14 protein-coding genes are annotated in these 9,861 nt (G+C 34.0%); 11 read left to right on the top strand and 3 right to left on the bottom strand.

What is annotated here, in order from left to right:
- The 9 genes from ACIQ0D_RS09230 to ACIQ0D_RS09190 all read left to right on the top strand — a co-directional run.
- Window positions 1-962, top strand: a 962-nt coding sequence (locus ACIQ0D_RS09230; protein ID WP_395804921.1) for a Glu/Leu/Phe/Val dehydrogenase, incomplete at its 5' end; no start/stop codon positions are given.
- Window positions 963-1,002: 40 nt separating this feature from the next.
- Window positions 1,003-1,950 carry a transcription antitermination factor NusB gene (gene nusB, locus ACIQ0D_RS09225; protein WP_395804920.1) on the top strand — a complete coding sequence of 316 codons (948 nt, stop codon included), beginning with the start codon at window positions 1,003-1,005 and terminating at the stop codon, window positions 1,948-1,950.
- A 6-nt stretch (window positions 1,951-1,956) separates the two neighbouring features.
- Window positions 1,957-2,403, top strand: a complete 447-nt coding sequence (locus ACIQ0D_RS09220) for a DUF1573 domain-containing protein (protein WP_395804918.1) — start codon at window positions 1,957-1,959, stop codon at window positions 2,401-2,403.
- A gap of 30 nt (window positions 2,404-2,433) precedes the next feature.
- A complete protein-coding gene (gene yajC / locus ACIQ0D_RS09215; RefSeq protein ID WP_395804916.1) occupies window positions 2,434-2,718 on the top strand; it encodes a preprotein translocase subunit YajC in 285 nt (94 codons plus the stop codon).
- Window positions 2,719-2,798: 80 nt separating this feature from the next.
- Window positions 2,799-3,746, top strand: a complete 948-nt coding sequence (locus tag ACIQ0D_RS09210; RefSeq protein WP_395804914.1) for a CdaR family protein — start codon at window positions 2,799-2,801, stop codon at window positions 3,744-3,746.
- Window positions 3,746-4,351, top strand: coding sequence for a dephospho-CoA kinase (gene coaE, locus ACIQ0D_RS09205; protein WP_395804912.1), 606 nt, complete (start codon window positions 3,746-3,748; stop codon window positions 4,349-4,351). Before ACIQ0D_RS09210 ends, coaE begins: the two co-directional genes overlap by 1 nt.
- Window positions 4,341-5,291 (top strand): MBL fold metallo-hydrolase, encoded by a 951-nt coding sequence (locus tag ACIQ0D_RS09200; protein ID WP_395804910.1) that lies wholly within the window; start codon window positions 4,341-4,343, stop codon window positions 5,289-5,291. The genes coaE and ACIQ0D_RS09200 overlap by 11 nt, the downstream gene beginning before the upstream one ends.
- Window positions 5,281-5,439, top strand: coding sequence for a DUF5522 domain-containing protein (locus ACIQ0D_RS09195; RefSeq protein WP_395804908.1), 159 nt, complete (start codon window positions 5,281-5,283; stop codon window positions 5,437-5,439). Before ACIQ0D_RS09200 ends, ACIQ0D_RS09195 begins: the two co-directional genes overlap by 11 nt.
- Before the next feature lie 65 nt (window positions 5,440-5,504).
- Window positions 5,505-5,954 carry a MarR family winged helix-turn-helix transcriptional regulator gene (locus ACIQ0D_RS09190; RefSeq protein ID WP_395804906.1) on the top strand — a complete coding sequence of 150 codons (450 nt, stop codon included), beginning with the start codon at window positions 5,505-5,507 and terminating at the stop codon, window positions 5,952-5,954.
- A 32-nt stretch (window positions 5,955-5,986) separates the two neighbouring features.
- Here the strand turns inward: ACIQ0D_RS09190 and ACIQ0D_RS09185 are convergent, their stop codons facing one another.
- Genes ACIQ0D_RS09185 through ACIQ0D_RS09175 form a run of 3 tightly spaced genes read right to left on the bottom strand, consistent with a single transcriptional unit; the run spans window position 5,987 to window position 7,993 of the window.
- Complete coding sequence (locus ACIQ0D_RS09185) at window positions 5,987-6,700, bottom strand: ZIP family metal transporter (RefSeq protein ID WP_395804904.1); 714 nt, start codon at window positions 6,698-6,700, stop codon at window positions 5,987-5,989.
- Window positions 6,682-7,263: a phosphatase PAP2 family protein gene (locus ACIQ0D_RS09180; RefSeq protein WP_395804902.1), complete on the bottom strand. Its 582-nt coding sequence runs from the start codon at window positions 7,261-7,263 to the stop codon at window positions 6,682-6,684. Before ACIQ0D_RS09180 ends, ACIQ0D_RS09185 begins: the two co-directional genes overlap by 19 nt.
- Window positions 7,256-7,993 carry a class I SAM-dependent methyltransferase gene (locus ACIQ0D_RS09175; RefSeq protein WP_395804900.1) on the bottom strand — a complete coding sequence of 246 codons (738 nt, stop codon included), beginning with the start codon at window positions 7,991-7,993 and terminating at the stop codon, window positions 7,256-7,258. Before ACIQ0D_RS09175 ends, ACIQ0D_RS09180 begins: the two co-directional genes overlap by 8 nt.
- A gap of 96 nt (window positions 7,994-8,089) precedes the next feature.
- On the opposite strand from ACIQ0D_RS09175, the gene glmM reads away from it, so the two are divergent.
- Together glmM and ACIQ0D_RS09165 are read left to right on the top strand one after the other, a co-directional pair.
- Complete coding sequence (gene glmM / locus ACIQ0D_RS09170) at window positions 8,090-9,481, top strand: phosphoglucosamine mutase (RefSeq protein WP_395804898.1); 1,392 nt, start codon at window positions 8,090-8,092, stop codon at window positions 9,479-9,481.
- 103 nt (window positions 9,482-9,584) lie between these two features.
- Window positions 9,585-9,861 (top strand): aminotransferase class V-fold PLP-dependent enzyme (locus tag ACIQ0D_RS09165; protein ID WP_395804896.1); only part of this gene is annotated, 277 nt, incomplete at its 3' end.

Below are 9,861 nucleotides of genomic sequence, written 5' to 3'. Positions count from 1 at the left end.
CATTAGGCCCTGCCTTGGGTGGAACGCGTATGCAGCCATACAAATCTGAAACCGAGGCATTGCATGATGTTTTGCGTTTATCGCGAAGCATGACTTATAAAGCTGCCATCACTGGATTAAATTTAGGAGGAGGTAAGGCTGTGATTATTGGAGATAGTCGTTTGCATAAATCGGAAGCACTTATGCGCCGCTTCGGACGCTTTATTGAAAACTTAAATGGGTCATTCATTACCGCCGAAGATGTAGGTACTAATCCTCGTGACATGGAATATATCCGTATGGAAACGAAACATGTTACTGGAATTCCTGAGTCTATTGGGGGGAGTGGGGATCCATCTCCTGTGACTGCAAAAGGTGTTTTTATGGGTATAAAAGCCTGTTTAAAAGAGCAATTTGGCAATGACAGTTTAGCAGGTAAATCAATTGCTGTTCAAGGGACTGGCCAGGTGGGTGAAAACCTGATTTCTTTACTTAGAAATGAAAATGCTAAAGTTTATATCAGTGATATTAATGAAGAACGTTTAGCACAGGTTGCTCAAAAATATGGAGCAACTGCTGTATCTAATAATAGTATTTTTGATCTTGATATCGATGTTTATTCTCCTTGTGCGCTTGGAGCAACAGTTAATACAGAGACCATCAACCGCTTAAAATGTTCAATTATTGCAGGTTCTGCTAATAATCAGCTAGCAGATGAGGTGATACACGGAAATATGTTATTGGAGAAGGGGATTATGTATGCGCCGGATTATTTGATTAATGCAGGCGGACTAATCAACTGTTATTCTGAAATTGCAGGGTTTAACAAGAAAAAAACCCTTCAAATAACAGAGAATATTTACGACGCAACAAGAAAAGTAATACAAAAATCAAAACTTGAAAATATTCCAACTTATGAAGCAGCAAATAAAATTGCTGAAAAAAGAATTGAGGATATTAGAAAAATAAAAGCTTCCTATTAATTTTTAATAGGATTTATTAAACACAAAATCGTTCTTATACATGTTAAACAGAAGGCATCTGAGGGTTAAAGCGTTGCAGGTATTATATTCATATCAGCAATCGCAGGTTAAGGAAATATTACCCTATGAAAAGGCTTTACTACAAAGTGTTGATAAGGTTTATGAAATGTATATCTGGCTTCTATCCTTATTGATTGAGGTGGCTGATTATAGCATAATCGATGCTGAAGAACGTGCAAATAAGTTTTTGCCTTCAGAAGAAGATCTGAATGCAAGTGTTAAGATTCAAAACAATTTATTTATTGCTTCTCTGAAGCAAAATCCTGAATACCTTGCCGCAGTTAAAAAGTATAAAATTTCTTGGGATTTTGATCCTGAAGTACGAAAATCAATCTTTATTACTTTAAAAGCTTCAGAAGAGTATAATACATTCCTAGGACTTACAGATCATACCATTCAAAAGGATAAGGATATTATTAAGTTTATTTTTAAGAAATTAATTCTTAAGTCTCCTGGGATTGAGCAAATATTTGAAGAAAAATTTATAAACTGGTCTGTTGATAAGGATGTCCTTCAAGCATTGGTAGCTAAAACTTTCAAGAATTTTTCGAGTGTAAATCCTGATGAAAATAAACTCGCTGAAATATGCCCTAATTGGGATGAGGATAAATCTTTTTTAGTTGAATTATTGAAAAAAGTAATTTCCTTTGAGAAGGAATATCAGGAATTAATAGCTCAAAAAACTAAAAATTGGGACTCAGAACGAATTGCTTTAATGGATACTCTGCTCATGCGCATGGCGATTACTGAGTTAATCCATTTTTCTACAATCCCTGTCAAGGTAACTATGAATGAGTATATTGAGATTTCAAAAGAATTTAGTACTCCTAAAAGCAATTCATTTATAAACGGTATTTTAGATAAAATTTTAGCAGATTTGAAGTCGGCCGGAAAACTTAGAAAAACCGGTAAAGGCTTATTAGAATAATAATATATGAAAAAAATCTTGTATTTCCTAGTTTTATCGTCTTTTTTGGCGGCGTGTAACAATCAAACAGCAACAGATACAGAGTCTGTAAATCAAAATGAAATAAGCACTGTTGATACAGTAGCTAATACCAACGTACCTGCATTTAAATTTGAAAAAGAGGTTTACGATTTTGGTGAAATTAAAGAAGGGGAGAAGGTTAGCTATGATTTTAAATTTAAAAATATTGGTAATGCACCGCTTATCATTAGTAGTGCAACGGCTACTTGTGGTTGTACCGTACCAGAATATCCTAAAGAGCCATTAGCGCCAGGTGCTGAAGGCGTAATTAGAGTGATTTTCAATAGCACAGGTAAGCCTGGAATGCAAAACAAGGTGGTTAGTATTACTGCAAATACTAATCCTGCACTTACAGAATTAAATATATTAGGTAACGTATTACCTCAAGAATAATAATAACCAAAAACAAAATAGAATATGAATATGGATCAGATCGGGCAGTTTTTACCTATGCTGCTAATTATCGTGGTGTTTTACTTTTTTATGATTCGCCCACAAATGAAGAAGGCAAAAGATCATAAAAAGTTTGTTGAAGAGTTAAAAAAGGGTGATAAAGTGATTACTTTATCAGGAATACATGGCAAAATTGTTGATTTAAATGATACTACTTTTTTAATTGAGGTAGAGAGTGGGACTAAAATCCGTTTTGATAAATCTGCAGTATCTTTAGAGGCATCTAAAGCTCTAAATCAGACAACAGCTAAGTAATCAAAAAATTAAATGAAATGATCGCCGCTTCTTTTGAAGCGGCGTTTTTATTTTAGCTAAATTTGAATAGGATTTAAGATATGCCATTTGTAAAATTTAGTCCAATTGAACGTCGCCGAATTTCATTGTTCTTCATCTGCTTATCATTTGCGGTAGGGGCATGGATGTTCTTTGCACTCTCCAATAGCTATGTTTATCAAGTTCAAACTTTAGTTCGTTTTGTAAATATTCCTGAAAATAAGGCATTTAACTCATTACAGTCTGATACTGTTAATCTTCAAGTTGAAGGTACTGGATGGCAGTTATTGTTTTCTAAACTGAGAATTAAGCCCCAATATGTTGATGTAAACCTAGGAATACTAAAAAAACAATCTTTTATAGATCTTTCAGATCAATTATCAGTTATTAATCGGAAGTTTCAATCTAATCAAAAAGTTATTGGAATTTATCCCGATACGCTATATTTCGATTTTTCTTCTCGAGTCTTTAAAAAAATCCCAATCCGAGTTAATACTAATATCCGTTTTCAAAGTCATTATGGCATTTCAGATAAAATTAAGTTATCGCCAGCCTTTGTTACAGTCTCGGGACCGCAAAATGAGCTTGATAAGCTCGAATATTGGTCTACTGATACTCTTGAATTGAAAAACATCAATACTAATATAAATACTAAAATTCCACTTCAGGAGCCATTAAAAACCAATATTAGTATTTATCCTCGGGTAGTTGATATTCAAATTGTTGTTGATGAATTTACTGAAAAGCTTGTTGAGGTACCGGTCAAGCTAATTAATAATAATGAATTTAGGAATGTGAAATTGCTTCCAGATAAGGTGAAAATTACCGTTCTAACCGCTTTAAGTAATTATAAAAAGGTTGAAAGAGGTAGTTTTGAAGTCACTGCCGATTTAGACAAATGGAAGTTAAAAGGCTATAAACAATTGCCTGTGATAATTAGTAAATTTCCTGAGTATTGTGAATTAGTGAAAATTGAACCGCAAAATTTAGATTTTATTATTCAAAGGTGATGCTTAAAATAGGAATTACAGGCGGAATTGGTAGTGGTAAAACAACCGTTTGTAGGATTTTTGAATTATTAGGAATTCCAGTTTTTTATGCGGATAATGTTGCAAAAACAATCATGCAGACTGATTCTCAATTGAAAAATGAAATCCTTAATGTATTCGGGACTGAATCTTATTCGATTGATGGTCAGCTAAATAGGCCCTATATTTCATCCATCGTTTTTAAAGATCAATCGCAGCTAAATAAATTAAACGCTTTGGTTCATCCTGCTGTTTTTAGGGCTTTCGACAGATGGATTTCAGAACAAAAAGAAGTACCATACATTCTTAAAGAGGCTGCTCTTTTGTATGAAAGCGAATCCTATAAAATGTGCGATTTATCAATTCTTGTAATTTCTCCGGAATCTACACGAATTAGTCGCATCAAAGCAAGAGATCATATTAGCGAAGAGGAAATTATGTTGAGAATGAAACGCCAGTTTAGCGATGAGCAAAAGATGAAATTGGCAAATCATATTCTTATAAATGATGAAAATCGCTTGTTAATACCTCAAATTTTAGATCTTCATCAACAATTTCTTAAAATTAGTCGCAATTATGATCATTGATGATTTTCTAATTCTTAATGAAATTGGCTTGTTTTGCCGACTTGGTAATTTTTACCTTGATCCTAAAATTGCTGTTAATCAAGCAATTATATCCCATGCGCATGGCGATCATGCTGTTAGAGCTAATGAAAATGTTTATTGTACTGCCGCCACTGCTGCTATCATGCAGCATCGTTATCAAAAACAGGCAGCTAAAAATTTTCATATCCATCCTTGGAATGAAACATTTGATTTAAATGGTGTAAAAATTAGTTTTATTCCTGCCGGACATATTTTAGGTTCGGCACAAATATTAATGGAATATTCTGGTGTAAGATATTTATATACAGGTGATTATAAATTGCAAGATGATCTAACCTGTGAGCCAATTGAATTTGTTAAAGCAGATGTTTTAATTACTGAAACCACTTTTGCAGATCCTTCTATTCAGCATCCAGATCCTATTGAGGAGATTAAAAAGTTTAGTGAGATGAATCATAATATCTTACTAGGTGCCTATTCACTCGGTAAAGCTCAAAGGCTTACGCGACTTATTACTGATCATTGTCCGCAACGCAGTACATACGTTCACCACTCCATTTTTAGCATTAATAAAGTCTATGAATCTTTCGGATTTAATGTGGGCAAATATGAGCTATACAATCGGAAATCAATGAAGCAGCCTGATCAAAATTTAGTCTATATTGTGCCTCCTTTGGCCTTCAATAGCTATATCAGAGCAAAAAATGTAGTTAGAGCTTTTGCTTCGGGTTGGATGCGTCTCCAAAGAAATAATGATCTACAAATCCTGATTTCCGACCATGTAGATTGGAACGATATTATAAATATGTTAAAGGAAGTTGAGCCTAAACAGGTCTGGACCCTCCATGGTGATGGATCTTTTTTAAAAGAGCATTTTAAAGATAAATTATTAGTAAAATTGTTAAACTATGCTCATTGAAAACTTTGATTATTACTTAGATGAAGATGGGAATCTAGTGTTTACAGAAGCCTATCATCTAAAAAGAGGTTCTTGCTGCAAAAATAAATGTAAGCACTGTCCCTGGAAATATGGACAATCCATTAAACCTGATTTAAATATTAAATAATTTTCTTAGTAATATCACTTTAGATAAATAGTTCTTTATTGAATCGGTTTTAATTACTAAATAACATGGAAATAGGTAAAGAAATTAACAGTAATAAATTTGAAAACAATCACCAAAAGTCGATTGTTAATTTGATTTATACCTATGGCTGGATAACAAATTTATTAAGACAACAACTTAGTAGATATGATATAACTCTTCAGCAATATAATGTGCTGCGTGTTTTACGTGGCCAACGCCCTAATCCAGCAACCATTAATTTAATTAAAGAGCGTATGCTGGATAAAATGTCTGATGCTTCGAGAATTGTTGATCGTTTAGTTCAAAAAGAATTGGTTGATCGTACAGTAAATACTAATGATCGTCGTGCTGTTGACATATTGATTAGCAATAAGGGTATTGACATCCTTTCAAAATTGGATGCTGAATTATTATTTGATCAGATTCTGAATGAAGATTTCAACAATACAGATGCAGGTATTTTGAGCGATTTGTTAGATAAAATGAGATCTTAGTTTATAAATATCTTTATATCCACCTATCCGATTTAGTGCAAGAAAAATCCCATAAGGGCGATTCCAATTCCTAGCAGTACAGCAATTATTTTTTTCAAATTAAATTTATGATCTACACTAGATTCGAAGAGAATAGTGGTAGAAATATGTAGGAAAATACCAATTACTACAGCCATGATTTGATCGAAATAGACCTCTATATTTCCAATTGATCCTTGTCCTATTTCAAAGCTTAGCCAATAGCCCAAAGGGCTCATTAGCGCAAACAATATTAGTAATCCCGATATCTTTCCTTTACTTAATTTATTTTCCAATAGAACGCTTCCTAATGCGAATGCCGCAGGTATATGGTGTAAAGCTATTCCATAAACAAGTTCTCGATGTTGCCCTTGTGCCAAAGGCATTCCTTCAAGAAATGCGTGTAAACATAAACTTATCATAATTCCAAATGGGAAAACTACATGTTGGTGACTATGTTTATGAATATGGCCATGTTCAATACCTTCCGAGAATTGTTCCATGAAAATTTGAAGAAGAAAACCTCCAAGTATAAATAAGCCAATTTGAGGATTATTCGACGAATACACATCGGGCATTAGATGCAATACGGTAATGGCAAATAGATAGGCTCCACTAAACGATAAAACTAACTTTAATCTACTTGTATTATCTTTTTTAAACAGAAATATTGCGAGTCCACCCAACGTAGAACTGCTAAAAAGTAAAATCAGTTCCCAGATTTCCATGTTTTAAACGATTTGTTTGATAATAAAATTCTACTCATTCCAAGGCCAATACTACTTCCAAGAAGGCTTCCTGTTAAGATGTCGATTGGGTAATGCACTCCTACATAAATTTGTGCGAAACTAATAGATGCTGCCCAAAGTATTCCAATAGGAAGAATAATCTTCCATTTATGATAGAACATCATGATTAAAAATACGGCTATACCAAAATGATTTGTGGCATGTGAAGACGGAAAACTGTATCCAGTACCGCAATCAACCAAATTATTTACATTAGTTTTAATTTCTGTTTCATTGCATGGTCTTAACCTCTGAACATTTGGTTTTATAACTGAAGAAGATAAAAAATCACTAATTCCGAAGGTCATTGCCAAAAACAAAAGCATTATAAAACCTTGTTTACCATAATTTTTTATTGAAAATACGATGATGAAAAGGTAAAGGAGAACCCAAGTATAGCGGTCTCTTAGAATTGGCATTAACCAATCAAAAAAGCTATTGCTGAGGCCGTGATTTATGGCAAAGAATAAATCTCGGTCAAATTGAACTAGTTGATCAATCATTGTTTTTTTGGCAAATAAATATTAGTCGGTCAGATTTTACCTCATCGAATGAATTTAATGAATAATCGCCGAAGTGATTTAAAATTTTAAATCCGCTTTGGCTAAACATTGACTCAAAATCTTTCTTGCTGAAGGCTTTTACCTCTTCCTTAAATGAAAATTCTTTGTTTTTATGCTCAAAAGAAATACTTTTTATAATTTTTCCGTTTTCAACCTTCTTGCTGATGTGAAAATCAATTCCATCAACACGCTTAACTTCTTGATGTGTTAAATGGCGCATCATTTTTTCACTATTGAAATAATCGAGCACTAAAATACCTGATTTTTTAAGCGATTTATTAAATGCACTAAGTGCCTTCAGGTGATCTTTTTCGGTTTCGAAATATCCAAAACTAGTAAAAAGGTTGTATGCGATATCGAAATAATTGATGTAGAAAGCATTTCTCATATCATGAACGAGAAACTGAAGGCTTTCATTTTCAAACTGTTGGGCAAATTTTATATTAGCATTTGATAAATCTATGCCTGTAACATCATAACCTTTCTTATTAAGATAGACAGAATGCCTACCACGACCACAAGCAATATCGAGCAATTTTGCTTCCGGCTGAGGTTTTAAAAAAGTACATAGGTTATCTATAAAAAATTCAGCTTCTTCATCATTCCTTTGATGATATAGAATGTGGTAATAAGGTGAACTAAACCAGTTTTGAAACCATTTTTTGGGCATATGAAGCTTGCAGAATTAGAATGCAAATATATACATTTACCTTTTTACAATATTGTATTCAATGGATTTGTTATTTTTGGACTTTAATTCGAAAAAGTGGCATTAATCAAATCAATCTCAGGAATCAGGGGTACAATAGGTGGTCAAGCAGGTAATGGCTTAACACCTCCCGACATTATTAAATTTACAGCAGCCTACGGTCAGTGGGTTATTGCTAATACCGGTAAGAAAAAAATTGTAGTTGGCAGAGATGCTAGAATTTCAGGCGAAATGGTCCGAAATTTAGTAGTAGGAACACTTCAAAGTATTGGGATAGATGTAGTTGATCTCGGACTTTCAACTACGCCAACAGTTGAGCTAGCTGTTCCTGATGAGCATGCAGGTGGAGGCATTATTTTAACTGCCAGCCATAATCCTAAGCAATGGAATGCCTTAAAGCTTCTCAATGAAAAGGGTGAATTTATTTCTGATTCTGAGGGTCAATGGGTTTTAGCACAAGCCGAAAAGACCGATTTGGAGTATTCTGAGGTAAATAATTTAGGATCTGTTGTTTATGATGATAGTTATTTACAAAAGCATATTGATAAGGTATTGGCATTGCCTCTGGTTGATGTAGATGCTATCCGTAAAGCTAATTTTAAGGTAGTTATTGATTGTGTTAATTCTTCCGGTGGGATATTTATTCCTGCTCTACTAAAAGCTTTAGGAGTAGATACCGTCCATGAATTGTATTGTGAACCGAATGGCGAATTTCCGCATAATCCGGAGCCATTGCCTGAGAACTTGGTTGATTTATCACGTGAAGTGCTTGCTAAAAAGGCTGATATAGGAATTGCTGTTGATCCAGATGTAGATCGTTTATGTTTTGTATGCGAGGATGGATCTATGTTCGGTGAGGAGTACACGCTTGTTGCTGTTGCCGATTATGTGTTAAGCCATACTCCAGGAAACACTGTATCTAACCTATCATCTACTCGTGCGTTAAGAGATGTGACCGAAGCGGCTTCTTGCACCTATACAGCATCAGCTGTAGGGGAGGTTAACGTAGTAAACGCCATGAAAGAAACCAATGCTATTATTGGTGGTGAAGGTAATGGTGGCGTTATTTACCCTGAATCGCATTATGGACGCGATGCCTTAGTTGGAATTGCCTTGTTTTTGACTCATTTAGCTAAAAAAGGGCAGACTGTTTCTGTATTAAGGGCCTCTTATCCGGCATATTTTATCTCAAAAAATAAAATAACATTAACCCCCGAAATGGATATCGATGCCTTATTGGCTGAAGTTGAAAAACGTTATCAAAATCAACCACATAGCACAATTGATGGATTGAAAATTGAATTTGATAAGCAATGGGTTCATTTGAGAAGATCAAATACAGAGCCAATCATCAGAATTTATTCGGAAGCAAGTTCGGAGACAATGGCCGAAAATTTAGCTCAAAAAATAATATCAGATATTAAAGAAATATTGAGTCTAACGGAATAGTCATAAAAATAATATCACTAATTTTGCGATAAATATCCTTCATACCTGCATTCGTTTTAACCAATGGCATTTGCAGGTTATTATTCTATATTAAAAATAAAAAATGCGCGTATATCTAGATAATGCAGCTACAACACCCCTTGATAAAGAAGTTTTAAAATCAATCTATGAGGTGATGGAAAGCCAATATGGTAATCCATCTTCTATCCATGCTCATGGTAGGGAAGTTCGGACTTTAATAGAAAAATCTCGTAAAACTGTTGCATCACTATTGCAGGCCTCTCCATCAGAGTTTTTCTTTACTTCTGGTGGTACAGAAGCAGATAATATGGCTATTCGTTGTGGAATAATTGACCATGGGATAAAACATGCAATTACTT

This window comes from Daejeonella sp., from assembly GCF_044342615.1.
Classification (GTDB): domain Bacteria; phylum Bacteroidota; class Bacteroidia; order Sphingobacteriales; family Sphingobacteriaceae; genus Daejeonella.
Note: the sequence above shows the minus strand (reverse complement) of the source record. Positions and strands in the feature narration are given on the sequence as shown.

Excerpts from the sequence above, each read along its gene's own strand:
- nusB (WP_395804920.1), top strand. The coding sequence starts at position 1,003 with ATGTTAAACAGAAGGCATCTGAGGGTTAAAGCGTTGCAGGTATTATAT.
- ACIQ0D_RS09210 (WP_395804914.1), top strand. The coding sequence starts at position 2,799 with ATGCCATTTGTAAAATTTAGTCCAATTGAACGTCGCCGAATTTCATTG.
- ACIQ0D_RS09190 (WP_395804906.1), top strand. The coding sequence starts at position 5,505 with ATGGAAATAGGTAAAGAAATTAACAGTAATAAATTTGAAAACAATCAC.
- yajC (WP_395804916.1), top strand. The coding sequence starts at position 2,434 with ATGGATCAGATCGGGCAGTTTTTACCTATGCTGCTAATTATCGTGGTG.
- ACIQ0D_RS09180 (WP_395804902.1), bottom strand. The coding sequence starts at position 7,263 with ATGATTGATCAACTAGTTCAATTTGACCGAGATTTATTCTTTGCCATA.
- coaE (WP_395804912.1), top strand. The coding sequence starts at position 3,746 with ATGCTTAAAATAGGAATTACAGGCGGAATTGGTAGTGGTAAAACAACC.
- ACIQ0D_RS09175 (WP_395804900.1), bottom strand. The coding sequence starts at position 7,993 with ATGCCCAAAAAATGGTTTCAAAACTGGTTTAGTTCACCTTATTACCAC.
- ACIQ0D_RS09195 (WP_395804908.1), top strand. The coding sequence starts at position 5,281 with ATGCTCATTGAAAACTTTGATTATTACTTAGATGAAGATGGGAATCTA.
- ACIQ0D_RS09200 (WP_395804910.1), top strand. The coding sequence starts at position 4,341 with ATGATCATTGATGATTTTCTAATTCTTAATGAAATTGGCTTGTTTTGC.
- ACIQ0D_RS09185 (WP_395804904.1), bottom strand. The coding sequence starts at position 6,700 with ATGGAAATCTGGGAACTGATTTTACTTTTTAGCAGTTCTACGTTGGGT.
- ACIQ0D_RS09220 (WP_395804918.1), top strand. The coding sequence starts at position 1,957 with ATGAAAAAAATCTTGTATTTCCTAGTTTTATCGTCTTTTTTGGCGGCG.